General features: G+C 61.7%; 13 protein-coding genes. 3 read left to right on the top strand and 10 right to left on the bottom strand.

The annotated features are described in order from the left end of the window. Positions 1-306 precede the first annotated feature (306 nt). Both ABDJ40_RS13450 and ABDJ40_RS13445 read left to right on the top strand, forming a co-directional pair. A complete protein-coding gene (locus tag ABDJ40_RS13450) occupies positions 307-621 on the top strand; it encodes a DUF1153 domain-containing protein (protein WP_183106904.1) in 315 nt (104 codons plus the stop codon). Beyond that, the gene (locus ABDJ40_RS13445; RefSeq protein ID WP_347610471.1) at positions 618-1,439 is read left to right on the top strand and encodes an IS3 family transposase; all 822 of its coding nucleotides are present in this window, start codon (positions 618-620) and stop codon (positions 1,437-1,439) included. Before ABDJ40_RS13450 ends, ABDJ40_RS13445 begins: the two co-directional genes overlap by 4 nt. Positions 1,440-1,564: 125 nt before the next feature. Here the strand turns inward: ABDJ40_RS13445 and ABDJ40_RS13440 are convergent, their stop codons facing one another. The 3 genes from ABDJ40_RS13440 to ABDJ40_RS13430 are packed head-to-tail and all read right to left on the bottom strand — an operon-like array spanning position 1,565 to position 7,021. Beyond that, on the bottom strand, positions 1,565-3,481 hold the full coding sequence (locus tag ABDJ40_RS13440; RefSeq protein WP_116750442.1) for a cytochrome c/FTR1 family iron permease: 1,917 nt from the start codon (positions 3,479-3,481) through the stop codon (positions 1,565-1,567). A gap of 49 nt (positions 3,482-3,530) precedes the next feature. Beyond that, positions 3,531-4,619, bottom strand: coding sequence for a signal peptidase II (gene lspA / locus ABDJ40_RS13435; protein WP_116750443.1), 1,089 nt, complete (start codon positions 4,617-4,619; stop codon positions 3,531-3,533). Continuing rightward, positions 4,616-7,021 (bottom strand): heavy metal translocating P-type ATPase, encoded by a 2,406-nt coding sequence (locus ABDJ40_RS13430; RefSeq protein WP_116750444.1) that lies wholly within the window; start codon positions 7,019-7,021, stop codon positions 4,616-4,618. The genes lspA and ABDJ40_RS13430 overlap by 4 nt, the downstream gene beginning before the upstream one ends. Before the next feature lie 84 nt (positions 7,022-7,105). Here ABDJ40_RS13430 and cadR point away from each other — a divergent pair, with 84 nt between their 5' ends. Continuing rightward, positions 7,106-7,543: a Cd(II)/Pb(II)-responsive transcriptional regulator gene (gene cadR, locus ABDJ40_RS13425; protein WP_116750445.1), complete on the top strand. Its 438-nt coding sequence runs from the start codon at positions 7,106-7,108 to the stop codon at positions 7,541-7,543. Positions 7,544-7,571: 28 nt separating this feature from the next. On the opposite strand, the gene ABDJ40_RS13420 is transcribed toward cadR, so the two are convergent. From ABDJ40_RS13420 to ABDJ40_RS13390, 7 genes are all read right to left on the bottom strand, one after another. Further along, positions 7,572-8,183 (bottom strand): DUF4158 domain-containing protein, encoded by a 612-nt coding sequence (locus ABDJ40_RS13420; protein WP_347610466.1) that lies wholly within the window; start codon positions 8,181-8,183, stop codon positions 7,572-7,574. Between the two features lie 30 nt (positions 8,184-8,213). After that, positions 8,214-9,527: a site-specific integrase gene (locus tag ABDJ40_RS13415; protein ID WP_347610463.1), complete on the bottom strand. Its 1,314-nt coding sequence runs from the start codon at positions 9,525-9,527 to the stop codon at positions 8,214-8,216. Between the two features lie 894 nt (positions 9,528-10,421). Beyond that, positions 10,422-10,895 (bottom strand): hypothetical protein, encoded by a 474-nt coding sequence (locus tag ABDJ40_RS13410; RefSeq protein ID WP_347610461.1) that lies wholly within the window; start codon positions 10,893-10,895, stop codon positions 10,422-10,424. A gap of 263 nt (positions 10,896-11,158) precedes the next feature. Next, positions 11,159-14,332: an efflux RND transporter permease subunit gene (locus ABDJ40_RS13405; RefSeq protein WP_347610459.1), complete on the bottom strand. Its 3,174-nt coding sequence runs from the start codon at positions 14,330-14,332 to the stop codon at positions 11,159-11,161. A gap of 48 nt (positions 14,333-14,380) precedes the next feature. After that, positions 14,381-14,722 carry a P-II family nitrogen regulator gene (locus ABDJ40_RS13400; protein ID WP_347610457.1) on the bottom strand — a complete coding sequence of 114 codons (342 nt, stop codon included), beginning with the start codon at positions 14,720-14,722 and terminating at the stop codon, positions 14,381-14,383. A gap of 10 nt (positions 14,723-14,732) precedes the next feature. Beyond that, a complete protein-coding gene (locus tag ABDJ40_RS13395) occupies positions 14,733-16,322 on the bottom strand; it encodes an efflux RND transporter periplasmic adaptor subunit (RefSeq protein ID WP_347610455.1) in 1,590 nt (529 codons plus the stop codon). A gap of 14 nt (positions 16,323-16,336) precedes the next feature. Beyond that, positions 16,337-17,509: a TolC family protein gene (locus tag ABDJ40_RS13390; protein WP_347610453.1), complete on the bottom strand. Its 1,173-nt coding sequence runs from the start codon at positions 17,507-17,509 to the stop codon at positions 16,337-16,339. Between the last annotated feature and the right edge of the window lie 69 nt (positions 17,510-17,578).

The raw sequence follows: 17,578 nt of genomic DNA, 5'->3' as shown, positions 1-17,578 counted from the left end.
AAGACACGTTCAAGCTCGGAAATCATGGCCGTGCGGGTCCTCAAGATGACTGCTACCTCTGGCGACGTCGGCGACTTCTTTTGAGGAGACTGCGACTCGAAGTCACCACCGGTCATGGCGTCCGCAAAAGCTACGAGGCAAAGCATCAAGGGCGAATTGCGCAAGAAGCTCGCACCAGGCAGCCGTTCGCATTCAACTTCCAGGGCTTCGATCCCCGCCTTGATCTCGTAGGCCGTATCGACCTTGCCGTCTATGTATTGACCCAGTGAAAACCTGCTCAGGTGTTACCGTCGAGAGGAAGACACCATGAGTACGTTGATGGACGAAGAGATCAAGCGCTGGACCGCGAAGCGCAAGACGGCATTGGTCCTGGAAATCATCCAGGGCAAGACCAGCGTGTCGGAGGCGAGCAGGACCTATGACCTGCCGCCCTCGGAGATCGAGAGCTGGATGGAGGATGGCCGCCGGGGCATGGAGAACGCCCTGAAGGCCAACCCGCAGGACGTGCGCGAGCAGTACGAGCGCCAGCTGAAGGAACTCCAGGAGGCCTACGGCGAAGCGATGCTGGAGCTGCGCGCCAGAAAAAAATTGCAGTCCCTGCTGGGCGAGGACGAGAAGTGATCGAGACGATCCGCCAGGGACTGCAAGCCGACGGCATCACCGTCTCGATCAGCAAGCTGTGCCGTTGGTTCGATGTGCCCAGGCGCAGCGTGTACTACCGGCCGGTGAAGGCCGCGCCGACGCTGCAGGAGCGCTTCGTTGCGCCGATCAAGGCCATGATCGAGGAGAACCCGTCGTTTGGGTATCGGACGGTGGCGCACCTGCTGGGCTTCAACAAGAACACGGTGCAGCGCATCTTCCAGCTTCGGGGCTGGCAGGTGCGCAAGCGCCCAGTGGGCTTCAGGCCTCGGATCCAGTCGCTGCCCTCGGTGGCCAAGGCGCCCAACGAGCGATGGGCTACGGACATGTGCCGGGTCTGGGCAGGGCGCGATGGCTGGACGACGATGGCGCTGGTCATCGACTGCCACAGCCGCGAATTGCTGGGCTGGCACCTGTCGCGCAGTGGGAAGTCCAAGACAGCGGAGTCAGCGCTGGAGCAGGCCCTGATCGCGCGCTTCGGCACGCTGGGCCGCGTGCCGGAGCCGTTCCTGCTGCGTTCGGACAACGGGCTGGTCTTCACCAGCCGCAGCTTCACGGCCCTGGTTCGGAGCTACGGCCTGCGCCAGGAATTCATCACGCCGCACAGCCCGGAGCAGAACGGCCTGGTCGAGCGGGTGATCCGCACGCTCAAGGAGCAGTGCGTGCATCGGCACCGGTTCGAATCGCTGCAGCATGCCAGTCGCCTCATCGGGGACTGGATCCACTTCTACAACCACCGGCGTCCGCATCAGGCGCTGAACATGAGAACACCCGCTGAGGCATTTGCATTAGCGGCATGACCTGAGCAGGATTTGCTGGGTCAATACATTGGACTCTATCCTGACGTGATTCCAGTCTCTCCCTGACGTTGCGTTAGGGTATAGCTCAAACTGACACTGTTTGCGAGATAGGCAAGCGCCTTGAATCAGCTTCGCCGCGTTGCCCTCTGCCGCGTCGAACGCAAATTGATAGTGAAAGCCACCACAGTGGTGAGCAGAACGACAAACTGCGCTAGGACCGTTTGCCACGACGGATAGATACCAAGCAAATCAATCCGAGGGATTGCAATCGGACTGGTATGCAGGAGTCCGGCCTCTTGCAGACCCGCAATGCCCTTGCCAGCCAGGATCACCGCGAGCACTGCTACCAGCATGGAACTCGCCGCAAAAAACTGCCCGATCGGCAATCGCGCACTGGTGCGCAGCAGTAACACTGCAAGCAACGCCAAAAGCGCCATGCCCGTACTCAGGCCAGCGAGCAGAGGCCATCCATTACCCTCTGTCCAAAGGGCGGCGTAGAACAGTACCGTCTCAAACACCTCGCGGTACACCGCGACGAATGCCAGCGAGAACAAGAACCACGCCGTGCGCTTGTTGAGGGCCGAGGATAGCTTTTCCTTGAGGTAAATCTGCCAGCGACCGGCGACGCTCTTTTGGTGCATCCACATTCCGACGCCGAGCAGGACCACAGCCGCAAACAGTGAAGAAAAGCCTTCCGTCAATTCCCGGCTCGCACCGCTGACGCCGACCAGATAGGTCGCCACGCCCCAAGTGATGCCACCTGCCGCCAGTGCGGCCATCCATCCTGCATGCACATAGACCGCGACATCCCGGCGTTCGGCCTTCTTGAGAAATGCCAGCATGGCGACGACTACTAGCAACGCTTCTAAGCCCTCCCGCAGCAAAATAGTCAATGCCCCGATAAAGGCCGCGACGGCATCGTTCTCCGAAGGGGCAAGAACTTTGTCTGCCTCATCGAGCAAGCCATGTAACCGTTGGTGCGCAGCCTGCACGTCGGCGGCAGTACCGTTTGCCACCAATGCTCGGTAGGACACCATTGCAGCTTCGATCTGCTCGAACAACGGGCGGTTGCGGGTGGCGAGCGCCGGTTCAACGGGCTCGAAACCATCAAGGTAAGCGGACAAGGCCAACTTGGCTGCGGTCGCACGATCCCCGTTTTGCAATGCAACCACGCTCTCGCCAAGCTTGGCCTTGGCTATTGCCGTGCCTTTCGGCTTGTTTGCGTCCAACGCACTCGGGTTAGCGCGAAGATATGCGGTCAGCGCTTTAGCTGAGGGTTCATCCAGCTTGTCCGCCAAGACATGCTCGGAGGTTTGCGTCAATGCTTCCAGATTGGCAACCGTTTGACGGGCTTGCCCATTCGTTTGCCAAAGCTTTGCCCCTGCGGTCTTGTCGCTCTGTACATAGGGCAACGTACCGACAAAGAATGCCAGCGCCCAGCGATCCTCGTCCGATAATGAGCCAAAGCCTTGCATGGCAGTCCCTGGGACGCCGTTGCTGATGATCTGATGTAGTGCGAACAAGCTGCGCTCCCGCGCCCGCAAGTGCTCGGCCAGCGCGGTTGGTTTGGGGTTCAGGGAGGTAGCCAAGGGGCCATCACCGTGCCCTTGCATGCCATGACAGGCCGCGCATTGCGCCTGAAACAACTGCGCACCCCGGGCCAAGTCCGGTACGGCGGCTGGGGCCACCGGGAATGGATACGCTTTTTGCACGGCGCTGGATAGCGCATGCGCCAGTTGCGCCACGATGGCTGGATCAGCTTTATTCGCTACTGCGCGGCGAAGCTCCGTAGCTTGTTGCAGCAAGCGCGCCTTGTCGGTCTTACTTGGTAGCTCGCCCAATTGACGCTCGGCGGTGGCGACGAACTCCTGCATCTCTGCATATTCCGACGCCTTCAGCACCGTGCCATTGGCTACGGCACCGCCGTAATCGACAGCCACATAGTCCAGAAGCTGCCAAATTTGCTTGGCTTTGGTTTCGGTGCTGTCGGCTGCGAGTGCTGGCCCGCTGATAAGCGCATAAGTCGCGAGCAACAGCGCCATCAACCAGCGATAAGGTGTTCGGCAAGGCATAGGAGAGTGTCAGAATAATTTATTGCAAATGATTATAGTTCTCAATTGGCTTTGCGTCCACCGCCCTGCCTTGGATCAGCCCGTTTATGATGAGCAAGACCGCCCCTGAGGTGATGGCAACATCAGCGAGATTGAAGGCAGGCCAGTGCGAGTGCCGCCAATGGAAGTCGAGAAAGTCCACGACCTGCCCGCGCAATAGGCGATCCGCGACGTTTCCAAGCGCCCCGCCGAGAATCAGGCTGTATCCCAGTGCTTCAAGGCTTGGCAACCGCTGTTTCAGCATGCGTGCCAGCCAAGCCGAGACTGCCAAACCAAGAGCGATGAAGAAGTAGCGTTGCCAACCGCCCGCACCTGCCAGAAAGCTGAACGCGGCCCCCGGATTCAGTACATGGACGAAATTGAAGAACGGCGTGACTTCGACCTGTTCGCCATAGGCATACGTGCGGACGATGGCGAGCTTGGCGAACTGGTCGGCCATGAAGGCGCAAACGGCCACCACGTACCAGACCGAGGCCGACGTGTGGCGAGCCGTCTGCCACGTGGGAGCGACAAGCGGTATCAGCCGTCCGGCAAGAACGGTGCTGCCCAATCCTAGACACCAGCCCGCCAGCACATCAGCCGGGAAGTGCATTCCAGCAGCAATGCGCGACCATCCGACCAAGACGGCATAAAGCACCAAACCGACGCGGCCACGGCGACCCATCAAAGGCCAAAGCGCGCCGATAACTAACGCCGAATAGGTAGCATGCCCACTGGGCAGGCTGTAGTGCCGCTCATGCTCACCGATGCGCACTAACTCGCCGAAAACGGCAGGCGGACGTGGGAAGTCGAGCCACAGCTTCAAGACAGTGGCGGCCAGCAAGGCCAGCAGGAAGGCGGTGCCAAAAACAATGAGCCGATGCCAAACTGCATCAGCGCGGGCTGAATTGGTTGCTGACTTCGACCACCACCCCAGACCCAGCAGCGTCAAGGGCGCTGTCCAGTAATTGCCCACGAGGCTGAAGAACCACGCCAGCGGCCCCAGCGTGGCAGGCGTCCCCGCATTGATGACCTGGAACAACGCGACGTTCAGACCATACCAGTCATAGAGAATGAATTTCCAGTTCATCGGCGCAACAGCCTCAAGCCATTGCCCACGACAAGCAAGCTGGCTCCCATGTCGGCAAACACGGCCATCCACATGGTCGCGTGACCGGTAAAAGTTAGCACGAGAAACACCGCTTTAATGCCCAGTGCCAGCACGATGTTTTGCATCAGTACCTGAGCCGTCGCACGTGACAGGCGCACAAAAGTTGGAATCTTGCGCAGGTCATCATCCATCAGGGCGACGTCCGCCGTCTCAATGGCCGTGTCGGTGCCAGCGGCCCCCATTGCAAAACCGATGTCAGCACGTGCCAACGCCGGGGCATCGTTGATACCGTCGCCGACCATGCCGACCTTGCCAGTCTGCGCCAGTTGTTCGACCTCGCGCAGTTTGTCCTCTGGCAGCAAATTGCCCTGCGCCCGATCAATCCCGGCTTGTGTGGCAATTGCCTGCGCGGTGTGCGGGTTGTCGCCAGTCAGCATCATGGTGTTGATGCCGAGCGCATGCAGCTCGCCGATAGCGCTCCTGCTGCTGTCCTTGATGGTGTCTGCCACCGCGATCAGGGCTTGCGCACTCTTTGTACTCACCAGGATCACTACAGTTTTGCCTTCGCGCTCCATCGCAGCGATGCGCTGCTCCAATTCAGGTGGACAATGCCCCAGCTCTTCGAGCATCCGATGGTTGCCAAGGTGATAGGTCACACCGTCAATGCTGCCTCGCACGCCACGACCGGGCAGTGCAACGAACTCGGCAACATCGTGTAGCGCAACCCCTTCGGCATGCGCTGCCTGCGCTATGGCTTTGGACACGGGATGGTCAGAGCGAGCCGCGAGACTGGCGGCAATGCTCCGGCTGCTGGCAGGTGACGCATCGCCCCACGCGACGAAATCGGTTTGCGCAGGTTTGCCGTGCGTGATCGTGCCGGTCTTGTCCAGTGCCAGCCAGCGCAGCTTGCGGCCTTCTTCCAGATAGACGCCACCCTTGATAAGAATGCCGTGCCGCGCCGCCGCCGCCAAGCCGCTAACGATGCTGACCGGTGTGGAGATTACCAGCGCGCACGGGCAGGCGACGACCAGCAAAACCAGCGAGCGGTAAATCCAGTCCAGCCACGCTGCGCCCATGAATAGCGGGGGCATCAGTGCGACCGCAACCGCCACACCGAACACGATTGGCGTGTACCAACGTGCAAACTGATCGACAAAGCGTTGTGTGGGTGCGCGGCTACCTTGGGCAGCTTCCACCGCGTGGATAATGCGGGCCAATGTGGAGTTGCTGGCCGTGGCCGTAACGCGATACTCAAACGAGCCGGATTCGTTGATGGTGGCGGCGAACACCAGATCACCAGGCGCTTTTTCAACCGGCAGGCTTTCACCAGTGATCGGCGCTTGGTTGACCGTAGAGCGTCCTTCCAGCACTTCGCCATCGAGAGCGATACGCTCACCCGGCTTGACCCGAACCCGGCTGCCGATGGCGACCTGCTTGGCATCCTCTTCGCGCCACGAGCCATCCGGCTGCTGCACCGTGGCTTGTTCCGGGGCAAGGTCGAGCAGGCCACGAATGGCGTTGCGAGCACGGTCCAGCGACTTTGCCTCGATCACTTCAGCGAGTGCAAACAGCACCATCACCATCGCTGCTTCCGGCCAGTGACCGATCAACATGGCGCCCGTGACGGCTATTGACATCAGGGCGTTCATGTTGAGATTGCGGTTCTTGAGCGCAATCCAGCCCTTCTTGTAGGTGGGAAGGCCGCCCGCGAAGATGGCGACGAGCGCCAGAACGACGACCGACCAATGGTTGCCGTTGTGGAACCAGTAGACGGCTTCCGCAGCCAATGCAGCCGCCAAGGAGATGCCAAGCGGCCCCCAGTTGGTAGATGCGAGCGTCGATATCGCCGGTGAGGCGTTGGCTTCCTCCGCATTGAGCACTTGCGCCTCGAAGTTCAGAAATTTCAGCGCGGCCAATACTTCCGGCAGGGTGTGGGCAGCATGGCGCACCGACAGGGTGCGCTGCATCAGGTTGAAATCGAGATTGGTCACCCCGGCTACCGTGGCAAGCTTGTTGCGGATCAGCGCTTCTTCGGTTGGACAATCCATCTTGGCGATGACCAGCTTGGTCGTCTGCTCGCCAGAAGCTTTATCCATGCGCACGGCCTGCATGCCGATGGCCTTCAAGGCTTGCTCGACCGGAGTCAACGATGGCAGTTCATGCCGCACGGCCAAGGTGCGCTGCATCAGGTTGAAGTCAAGCCCGACCACGCCCGCCAGCGCGGCCAGCTTGCTTCGGATCAGCGCCTCTTCCGTGGGGCAATCCATGTTCTCGATGCGGTAGACCGCTTGGGCCGATTCAGCCGTTAGCTGGGCTTGCGCAGGGGGCTGGCTGATCGGCACGGTCGAGCAGCCGCACCCTTTTGAACCGCATTCGCTCATGACAATTCCTTTACGTTGATTTCTGTATTGCGCATTAAAGACCCTATAGCTACTATAGAGTCAAGTTTTAAATGAGGATGAAATATGGAAATCAGGATTGGTGAACTTGCCAAGCGGACAAGGTGCGAGATCGTCACCATCCGCTATTACGAGAAGGAGGGGCTATTGCCAAAGCCAGCGCGCAGCGGCGGCAACTTCCGGCTATACGGTGACGCTCACGTCGAGCGCTTGCAGTTCATCCGCCATTGCCGTTCGCTCGATATGACGCTGGGAGAAATCCAGGCATTACTGGACCTGCGAGATAACCCGAATCAGGATTGCGGCGAGGTCAATGCGCTACTGGATGGCCATATCCAACAAGTAGAGGCCCGCGTGGAAGCGTTGTTACAGTTGAAGAAACACTTGGCCATTTTGCGCGAGAGGTGCTCAGGCGCTCGACAGGTAGAAGCATGCGGCATCTTACAAGGGCTGGCAGATTGTTGTAGCCAGGCCGTTTCCGCCTCAAATGCGCCTGTGGCGTGATCTGCCAACTGCATGATCGAGCTTTCGCTTAGCGTGCTTTATTTTCCGTTTTCTGAGGCGACCCCATCATGGACTTGGTCCGCGGCCCCAGCTTCGATGAGATCGAGTTGAAGTACTGCTCGTTGCTCTGTTCCCGGGCACCGTAGGCGGCCCGGTCCAAGGTCGAGAAGGCCGGCAGCTCGTAGCGGTGCCGCACCAGCTCTTCGAGCATGACATTGATGATGTCTGCGACCGAGTGCTTGACCTCGGCCGCCTGCTCGGCGACATGCTTGATCCAGGCAAGCCCTTTCTCGCCCAAGGGTTTGACGTCGAGGAACTCGCGCAGCTTCTTGATCTTGAGGGCTCGATTTCCCGAACGCTCGAACCGCCCCAGTTCCTTGAGCGACGGCGAGCGCGCAAACGTGAGGCAGCGTGCGATGTGGTCGCGGACCTGCTGCGGTACCTCGGGCAGTTTGAGCATGCGGCCCATGATTTGCAGCATCTTCAGGTGAACCATCATGGCCGTCTGTGGCGCAGGCCCGCTCACCAGGCCCTGGACGAACGTCAGTTCCTCATCGGTTGGCGAGTAGTTCCGCTCCAGGTCGCTGGACGAAATCTGCGCCTTGAAGTCCGGATAGGCGGTGTCCTTGAGGCGGGTCATGCGCCCGCGCCCCCAGCCTGGGCGCCCGGATCAATCCCAGCTGCTGTCCGTGTCGGGCTCGTGCAGCGAGGCTTCCAGCATGCATTCGTTGGCGCTGGCCACCCGGTACAGCTCGTCGAGCAGGTCCAGCAAGATGTCGTCCAAGGCATCGCGATCATGAAAAGGCACCCGAAGTTCAAAACGTCTACCGTTTCGGTCGAGCTGCCGCGCTGCGAACTTCTTGAGGTGCACTGACTCGATCTGCTTGAAGGCGCGCTCCGTGCCGCGCCGAGCGCCACCGGGCTTGGTGAGCAGCAGGCGCAAGTGGACGGTAGCAAACTGCTCGGTGGCGGCAGGTGCCTCGGCACCGGCCTGCGGCGCGGTCGGTTCGGGGGACTCCGCCACATCTTCCGGCGCCGACGTACTGTTGGCCAGGCCTCGCTCGAATTTCGACTTCATCGCGTCCTGCGGAATGTCGATGTAGCGCATCGCTGAGCCGACGTCACGCCAGCCGACGTGTTCCATCAGCTCCTTGAGGTCCCAGCCGTTGGCGCTGGCCCAGCCGGCGAAGCCGCGACGCAGCGAGTGGCTGGAGTAACTCTCGGCCTCCTGTGTTCCCGCGTCCTTGAGGATGCGCCGCAGCAGCGGCAACACCGCCTGACTCATCATGGGCTGCTCGGAGATGTTGCCCCAGCGATCGATGCCCGGAAACACCGGGCCGGATTTGCGTCCGCTGACCTCCAGCCAATCGAGGTAGGCGTCCACCGGGCACAGCCTTGAGAGCGCCGGGCAATGGAAGGCGCGGTCCTCGTCTTCATTGGTGGTCTTGGTGCGTCTGGGGCGACAGGTTAGGCCCTTGCCGCGCTCGGCCTCGACCTCCTCGATCCTCATATTGGCCAGTTCATCGGCCCGAAAGGCGCGCCAGAAGCCCAGCAGCAACAGCGAGCGGTCGCGGCTGCGGCGTAGCTGCTCCGTCCTTCGGGCGTGCTTGCCAGCGGAAATCTGTGTCTTGAGAAGCCAGTCGGAGACCCGCTCAAGCACCTCCAACTGCAGCGGCCGGGCGCGGCGCTGCGGGGTAGCGTGTGTGGCGCGGATGCCGCGCATCACCTTGTGCACCAGTGGCGAGCGGGTCGGATCGGCAAAGCCGTTGTCGGCGTGCCAGCGGGCCAGCGCGGCCAGATGAAGCCGCAAGGTGCTGATGCGGTAGACCGTTGCGTGCTCGGCAAGATAGCGCGCGACGGTATCGACGGTGGCGGGCAACAGGCCGTTCCAAACGGTCTCGAAGTGGCGCAGCGCAGAGGCGTAGGTCTTGACCGTGTTGTCACGGTCGGCCGCGAGGACGTACGTTTGGACCTCGGCTGTCATCGGACTGGGGCTTCCACACAGACCGCTGCTTGTGCGGGCAGACCGGAGAGTCGCAGCGCGTTCCAAAGCCACAAAGCGGCTGTCGGCTTGAACGCATCGACCCACAGTTCACGCATGAAGTTGTCAGCAATTGGTTTTTGACCGCCGGTTGCAAATGATACCTACGAAGCATCTCGCCTCGTGGTCTGGGTTAAAGAATCGCGCGTTCCGCGATACCGTAAACCAATGCGCGAGCGATCAACGCCCGACCGCTACACGACGACACCGTCCACGCCACGCTTCGGGATATTCCCATTCCGGTGATTGGCGCCTGATTACCATCAACAGTTGGAACCACTGTCGCACAATCGGACAGGACGATGCTCAGCGTTACGCCGCAAGGCAGCCAGCAGCCACGGGGAGGCTTGGCGAGCAAAGGCTTGGCCGACGGTGTGTCGGCACCGAACAAGATGGCGGCGGCAAACGCCGCAGCAACGCCGGGTTCAAACCTGAATTGGGTCCGCCACATCGTCCGCCAAAGGCCTTGTTTCGACGCTGATCCCTTCCGCATAGGCCCTCGGGTGACGTGCCGTACCTCTGCAAGTAGGCCAAAGCGGTGACCTTCTGCAGGGCTTCCGGGCAGTAGTCAAGGCCGCGCCTATCTGGGGCGTGACCCGGAGCGCGTCGTCGTGGCTCTTCCGGACTTGCCAGCAATTCGCCGCGCGGCCCTACGGTCCGCACGCCGTTTGCGATCCCGAAGGGCAAAAAAAAGAGACAGCGCCGCCACGACGATCAATCCGATGCAAGCGACTGCGATCATGAAGTCTCGCCATGGGCTGTCCCGCATCGCTTGAAGGTCCATGGCGAGCAACCCCGTTAAGGCTTCCGGTCTCGGCTCAGACAGCGAACTGCCTTTCAGTGGCGCCCCCCGCGGTGACCGCCGCGATGGTGAAAGCCTCCATGGCCTCCGTGGCGGCTGCCGATCACGTAGACACTTGCCCCGCCGTAATAGTGCAGACCGGCGTAATAGCCGAGGTACGGGTAGCCGAAATAGCTCGCACCGGCATAGCTGGGAACCCAGTAGCGACCACGCTGAATGCGCGCCGCAAGCGCCTGTTCCGCCTCCGCCCGACCTTGCAGGTAACGAAGCACGCCGTCGCTGACGCCAGCCTCGCGCTGCGCGGAGACGTCCTGCGGGGACAGTACGAAGGCGGCACCGCGCTGGGCCAGTTGGGCGATCACTTTGTCGTCACTTGCGCCAGCCTTCGACATGGCAACCAATTCGTCCAATCGCATTGGCACAGGAGCAGTTTGGACAGGTATGGACGTAGCGCATCCAGCGAGCGGCAAGAGCAGGCTGAACAGCAGACCGAGGATGAAGTACTTCATGGCAGCACTCCCGCCCACGCGAATTCGTGGGGCTAGCACAGAGTCTGCGCCGACCGGTTCCAGGTGGCAAGTCATGGTCGCGCAGCATTGTGAGCGCCCTGCCGACCGAACAGGCAGGAGTACCCGGGAGGACAGAACATCCTGCACAAAATCGCTGCGCCGCAAAGAATCGAGCAAGCTATTTCGACTCATGGCTACGTCCTCAGATTTGCGACAAACCCTTGCGGAGCAACCGCGTTGAGCGGTGCACCGCGGCCGACGAATCACACTCCTTGTGCAGCGCCTGTCTCCGGCGCCGGCGCTGCACCAGCCTCTCGCGCGCCCCTGCGCGAATGAGCCCATCGATAGAGGACCGGCAGAACCAGCAAGGTCAACGCGGTTGACGACAAGATGCCCCCGATCACGACGGTGGCCAGAGGTCTCTGCACTTCCGCGCCCGTTCCTGTCGCCAATGCCATGGGCACAAATCCCAGCGAGGCCACCAGGGCTGTCATCAGCACTGGCCGCAGGCGCGTCAGTGCTCCTTCTCTCACTGCTCCCTCAAGAGCCATGCCATCCTCGCGCAGGGAGCGGATATACGAGATCATCACCAAGCCGTTCAGCACCGCCACGCCGGACAGCGCGATGAAGCCCACCCCCGCCGAGATTGACAGGGGAATGTCGCGCAACCACAAGGCCACGATACCGCCGGTCAGGGCAAAGGGCACGCCGGTGAACACCAGTAAGCCATCCTTGACGTTGCCGAACATCGCGAACAGCAGCATGAAGACCATCCCCAGAGCAACTGGGACCACAATCTGCAGGCGCTGCGTTGCCGACTGGAGCTGCTCGAAGGTGCCGCCCCAGGTCGTCCAGTAGCCGGCCGGAATCTTCACCTTCTGCGCCAATTGTCCCTGCGCTTCACGGACGAAAGAGCCGATGTCGCGACCACGCACATTGGCCGTGACCACGACACGGCGCTTGCCGCTCTCGCGGCTGATCTGGTTGGGACCAGGCGCGATGTCGAAGCTGGCCACGTCTCCCAGGGTCACAAACGTCGACGTACCGCCATTCGTTGGTAGCTTGATCGGCAGGCGTTTGAGCATCTCGATGTCGCTGCGCACCGTATCGGGCATACGAACAAGGATGTCGAAACGCCGGTCGCCCTGAAACAGCGCGCCCGCCTCCTGGCCGCCAATGGCGGTGCCCGCCATTTCCTGCACGTCAGCCATGCTCAGTCCCAGGCGCGCAAGCTTCGCGCGATCGATCTGCACAGTCAGCATAGGCAGGCCGGTCGTCTGCTCAACCTTGACGTCCGCGGCACCAGGAACCGTTTCCAGAACTTTCTGGATTTCAGCTGCGCTGGTCTCCATCACAGCCATGTCGTCGCCGAAGATCTTGACCGCCACGTCACTGCGCACTCCCGAGATCAGCTCATTGAAGCGCATCTGGATCGGTTGCGTGAATTCGTAGTTGTTCCCTGGCACCTTGGCAACGGCTTCCTGCACGGCCTCTACCAGCGACTCGGCGCTGCGCTTGGGATCTGGCCACTCCGACCTAGGCTTGAGCATCAGGAAGGTGTCAGCCACATTGGGCGGCATCGGGTCCGTCGCCACCTCGGCAGTGCCAAGTTTGGCAAATACGCGCTCCACCTCAGGAAACTGCTTAATCACCTTCTCCAAGGCGACCTGCATTTCGATTGCCTGCGTCAGACTGGTTCCAGGGATCCGCATGGCATGAAGGGCGACGTCGCCTTCACTCAGGCTCGGGATGAATTCGCTGCCCATGCGGGTGACGAGCAAGCCGCTCAGCACGACCGAGACAGCCGTGACGACCATCACCAAAGGCTTGTTGAGAAGTGCCCAGTCCAGCATCGGCGCATAGCCGCGCTTCGCCCAGCCCATCAGGCGGTTTTCCTTCTCGCCGACGTTCTTGCCAATCATCAATGCGACGGCGGCAGGGATGAAGGTCATCGACAGGATCATGGCGCCGATCAGTGCTGCCACCACGGTGAAGGCCATCGGATGGAACATCTTCCCTTCGACACCGGTCAGCGCAAAGATCGGCAGGTACACCACCATGATGATCAGTTGCCCGAACAGCAGCGGACGGCGTGCCTCACGTGCGGCGGCGAAGACTTCATGAAAGCGTTCATCGCGGGTCAGCGGGCGGCCGGCGGCGGCCTGCGCATGCGCCAGTCGCCGGACGCAGTTCTCCACAATGACCACGGCGCCGTCGATGATGATGCCGAAGTCCAACGCCCCCAGACTCATCAGATTGGCGCTGACCTTGTTCGTCACCATGCCGGTAAAGGTGAACAGCATGGCCAGTGGAATCACTGCCGCGGTGATCACGGCTGCGCGGATGTTGCCGAGGAACAGGAACAGGATCGCGATTACCAGCACTGCGCCTTCGATCAGGTTCTTCTTGACCGTGGCGATCGCCTTGTCGATCAGGATCGTGCGGTCATAGACTGTCTGTGCGATCACGCCGGGCGGCAGGGTCTTGTTGATCTCCTGCAGCCGCGCGTCGACGGCCTGAGACACGACACGGCTGTTCTCGCCAAGCAGCATGAAGACGGTACCGAGCACGGTTTCTCTGCCGTTCTCGGTGGCGGCGCCGGTGCGAAGTTCCTTGCCCAGGCCCACATCGGCCAGGTCGCGAACTCGCACAGGCACGCCCTGCGGCGTCGCGACGACGACATTGCCTATGTCTTCGATGTTGGCTACCTGGCCCGGCGCGCGAATCAGGTACTGTTCGCCACGCCGCTCGATATAGCCGGCCCCGACATTGCCGTTGTTGCGCTCAAGCGCCTCCACTACATCCTTGAGGGTCAGGCCATAGGCCACCAGCTTTTCCGGGAATGGCGCAACCTGGTACTCCTTGGCGAACCCGCCGATCGTGTTGATCTCAGTCACGCCAGGCACATTGCGCAACTGCGGCTTGATGATCCAGTCCTGAATCTCGCGCAGGTCCATGGGCGTGTACGGCGAGCCGTCGGCCTTCAGGGCCCCTGGCTTGGCTTCCACCGTCCACATATAGATCTCGCCCAGGCCGGTGGCAATGGGTCCCAGCGTCGGCGCAAGGCCGCCGGGCAACTTGCCCTTGGCCTCCTGAATCCTTTCGTTGACCAGTTGGCGGGCGAAGTAGATGTCGGTACCGTCCTTGAAGACGACGGTAACCTGGGACAGGCCATAGCGCGACAACGAGCGCGTCTGTTCCAGATTCGGCAGTCCGGCCATTGCCGTCTCGATCGGATAGGTGACGCGCTGCTCGGCTTCCAGCGGTGAGTAGCCCTTGGCCTGGGTATTGATCTGGACCTGGACGTTGGTGATGTCGGGCACGGCGTCGATCGGCAGACGCTGGTAGCTAAAGATGCCCAGGGCGCCCATGCCAAGGACGCACAGCAGCACCAGCCATCGCTGCTCGATGGCAAAGCGGATGATTTTTTCAAACATGGGAGTTCCGTTTCATGCGGCTCTTTGCGATGTCAGCACGGCTGTGGTTCAGACAGCGTCGTTGCCACGCTCGCCGCTGTGCAGGCGAACGATGTCGACGACCTCGGTGACAGCAACAATGCCGTCGCCGGACTGACCCGTCCGGGCGGCTTTCTCGATGGTCTGCATGAGCTCGGCGACATGCTCGTCCGCGCAAAACATCAGCAGGACCAGCCGGTCGTGATGGTCCGGATCCCATTCATCGGCAATGTAGGCATGTCCGGTGCCGTGGCCACGCGGATGCCCATGGGCCTTGAACACCGTGAAGCCGGGGAGATGCGGCAGCCGGTGCAGCGCCTCTTCGAGCTTTTCAAGCCGGTGCGGCTGAAGGATGGCAGTGATCTGCTTCATGGCTTGCTCCTCAATGCTCGTGGCTCGCGCCGGCTTTGCCGACTTCGGCCTTGACCAGAAAGCTGTTCTTGGCGGCATATCGTTCACCGGCCTGCAGTCCCTTGACCACTTCGACGAAGCGTCCATCGCTGCGTCCCAGTGTCAGCGGCCGTGCCTCGAACTGCTTGCCATAGCGACCGAAGACCACCGTCGATTCACCGACCGATTGCACGGCGTCCACCGCCACTGCAACGGGCACATCGACCTCGCCCGAGGTGAGGTCAACCGTAACCGGCAGGCCGGGGCGCCATTGCCCCTTGGGATTGGCAAGCACCAGGCGTGCGGTGGCGTTACGGCTTTGTTCGCCCACCAGAGCGCCCACATAGGACAGCTTGGCGTTGGCCTGTGCCTCGAAAGCGGTGGCCTTGACACTTGCGGAGTCGCCTATCTTCAGTGCATTCACATCCTTGGCCGGTACGGTCAATTCCACCCAGACGGTGCCAAGGTCTGCCACTTGGAAGATCGGCGCGTCGTCCTTCAGAACTTCGCCGACGCTTATCTTCTTCTCCGTGACCACGCCGTCGATCGGCGAGCGGATTTCGTAGCGGGTCAGTCCCTGCGACGACTCGGTCGCGCTGGCCCCCAGGCTGCTCAGCTTCTGTCGGGCGCTCTCGGCCGAGATTTCAGCTTCCTGGAAGGCGTGCTTTGCAGCAAGATAATCCTGCTCGGCCGAAATCTTCTCTTCCCACAGACGCTTTTCGCGTTCGTAGGTGGTCTTGGCCAAGGCCATGCGCTTTTGCGCGGCAAGCAACTCACCGCGCTGGTCGGCAAGCGCCTGACTTGAGATCACGGCAAGCACCTGTCCACGCTTGACCTTGTCGCCGGCGTTCGCGCGCACCGACTCGACGATGCCCGCCAGGCGCGGCGTGACAAACAGCGTTCGATCCTGATTCAGCTTCACCTCACCCAGCAACGCCAGGCTGCTGCGGATGCGCGCCGGGCCAGCCGTCGCGATCTCCACGCCGTTGCTCTTGAGCTGCTCATCGCTCAACTGCACGCGGCCCTCAGCCTGTTCGAACTTGAACTCGTGCTTCTGGTTGCCGAACTGGACGTCGATCGTGCCATCGAAGGAGTGAGGCTCATCGACGGTCGCCGAACCCTTCAAATAGTCCTTCTCCGGCGCGAAAGCGTAGACCTCAGGCTTGCGGCCCAAGCGCTGCAGGGTGATGCCAACTTTCGCCTGCGTTGGCGCCAACGGCTTGCCATCCTTGAACAAGTAGAGGCGGAACTGCGGCTCCGCATTGTTCTCGACGATGGTCATCTCCAGCCCGAAGCCGTTGTTGGTGAACAGCCTTCCTCCGTGAGGTCCTTTCGTCGGCGCCGCGGCTTCCTCGTGGTGTTCCTTGTCGGCATGATCCTTGTGGTCGGCATGGCTGTCGGCGGCCTTTTTGCCATGGTGCTCTGCATCGGCGTGTCCCTTGGCTTCCTCATGGCCATGGCCGTGTTCCTCGCCAGCCGGCGCCGATTTGTCAGTCCGCAATATTGCGACGCCCAACACCAGGCCGAGCACCAGCACCACGGCAATCGCCACGGCGGATTTCTTCTTGGGTTCCATCAACATATGTGACTCCTGAATCAATTCGTGGACGCGCCGGCCTGCGCTTCGTCGCGACCCAGCAAACGGTCGAGCTCGGCCGCAGCGCGATAGGCCTCGGCGGTGCCGCGAAGTACTTGTTGGCGCAGCTGGAACAGCGTCCGCTGCGCGTCCAGCACGTCAATGAAGGCAAACTTACCCAGCTCGTAGCCCTTGACGGCCGCGTCGTAGGTGGTCTGCGCAAGCGGCAGGACGTCCGAGCGCAGCAACTTCACCTGCTCGCGCGTCAGCCGCAGGCGCTCGATGGACTGCGACACCTCGGCTTGCACGCGCACCGACGTGGCGTTGAGCACCTCGCGCGCCTGCTCTTCGCGACGCAACGCTTCCAGCAAGTTCCCCTGATTTGTGTCGAGCACGGGCAGTGGTATCGAAAAGCCCACCACCGCCTGTGTGCGACCAAGTTCGGCAGCGCGCTTGGCGCCCAGGGTCACCGTCAGGTCAGGCACACGCCTCGCTCGTTCGGTGTCGGTGAGCGCCTGGCGGCGGGCAATTTCCATCCGGGCAATGCGGATGGCTGGTGCGTTGGTCAACAGCTCCCCTATGCGCTGGTCGCTGAGCAGTTCGGGCAGGCTTGCTTCGTTGCCGTCCGCGCGATCAAACGTGATCTGGCCTTGCCCCCAGAAGGCGGCCAGCCGCTGGCGAGCGAGCAGCAGATCGCTCTGCGCCTGCGCCAATTCTGCGCGGACGCCGGCCTCGGCCACCTGCGCACGGGCCTGTTCCAGCGGGGGGACTTTGCCGGCTTGCACGCGCTTGCCGGCGATCGAAGTCGCGTTGTAGGCGAGATCCAGGGAAGCCTGTGTCAGGCGCACCTGCTCCTGCGCGCCAAGTACTTCAAAGAAGGCGCTGGTCACCGATGCACGCAGTTCCGCCTGCTTGGCCTGCAAGGCGGCGCCAGCCTGCTCGCGTGCGCGGGCCGCAGCAGCCAGGCGCGCGGACCGCTTGCCGCCGAGTTCGATCGCCTGGCTCCATTGCAAGGTGGTGGTGCGTGCAGCGCTTCGTGTGTCCTCGACCAGTACGCCAACTTCTGGGTTCGGGCGGGCACCGGCTTGAATTTCCGCTCCTTCCATCGCCTGAAGTTCCAACCGCGCTGCTGCCAGTTCCGGGTTCTGCGTCATGGCAAGCCGAACGGCTTCACCCAAAGTCAAGGCTTGCATCGACGCTGCGCTTGAAGAGGGGGCGGTACTGGTCGTCGCTGCCGACAAGGGCGCTTGAGCCTGTGCGAG

Origin of the sequence: Roseateles flavus (assembly GCF_039872765.1) — a bacterium.
Taxonomy (GTDB): Bacteria; Pseudomonadota; Gammaproteobacteria; order Burkholderiales; family Burkholderiaceae_C; genus Roseateles_B; species Roseateles_B flavus.
Note: the sequence above shows the minus strand (reverse complement) of the source record. Positions and strands in the feature narration are given on the sequence as shown.

Bases quoted from the DNA above. Each gene is read 5' to 3' on its own strand.
- ABDJ40_RS13420 (WP_347610466.1), bottom strand. From the start codon at position 8,183: ATGACCCGCCTCAAGGACACCGCCTATCCGGACTTCAAGGCGCAGATT.
- ABDJ40_RS13390 (WP_347610453.1), bottom strand. From the start codon at position 17,509: ATGCAAGCCTTGACTTTGGGTGAAGCCGTTCGGCTTGCCATGACGCAG.
- cadR (WP_116750445.1), top strand. From the start codon at position 7,106: ATGGAAATCAGGATTGGTGAACTTGCCAAGCGGACAAGGTGCGAGATC.
- lspA (WP_116750443.1), bottom strand. From the start codon at position 4,619: ATGAACTGGAAATTCATTCTCTATGACTGGTATGGTCTGAACGTCGCG.
- ABDJ40_RS13415 (WP_347610463.1), bottom strand. From the start codon at position 9,527: ATGACAGCCGAGGTCCAAACGTACGTCCTCGCGGCCGACCGTGACAAC.
- ABDJ40_RS13395 (WP_347610455.1), bottom strand. From the start codon at position 16,322: ATGTTGATGGAACCCAAGAAGAAATCCGCCGTGGCGATTGCCGTGGTG.
- ABDJ40_RS13430 (WP_116750444.1), bottom strand. From the start codon at position 7,021: ATGAGCGAATGCGGTTCAAAAGGGTGCGGCTGCTCGACCGTGCCGATC.
- ABDJ40_RS13450 (WP_183106904.1), top strand. From the start codon at position 307: ATGAGTACGTTGATGGACGAAGAGATCAAGCGCTGGACCGCGAAGCGC.
- ABDJ40_RS13405 (WP_347610459.1), bottom strand. From the start codon at position 14,332: ATGTTTGAAAAAATCATCCGCTTTGCCATCGAGCAGCGATGGCTGGTG.
- ABDJ40_RS13440 (WP_116750442.1), bottom strand. From the start codon at position 3,481: ATGGCGCTGTTGCTCGCGACTTATGCGCTTATCAGCGGGCCAGCACTC.
- ABDJ40_RS13410 (WP_347610461.1), bottom strand. From the start codon at position 10,895: ATGAAGTACTTCATCCTCGGTCTGCTGTTCAGCCTGCTCTTGCCGCTC.
- ABDJ40_RS13400 (WP_347610457.1), bottom strand. From the start codon at position 14,722: ATGAAGCAGATCACTGCCATCCTTCAGCCGCACCGGCTTGAAAAGCTC.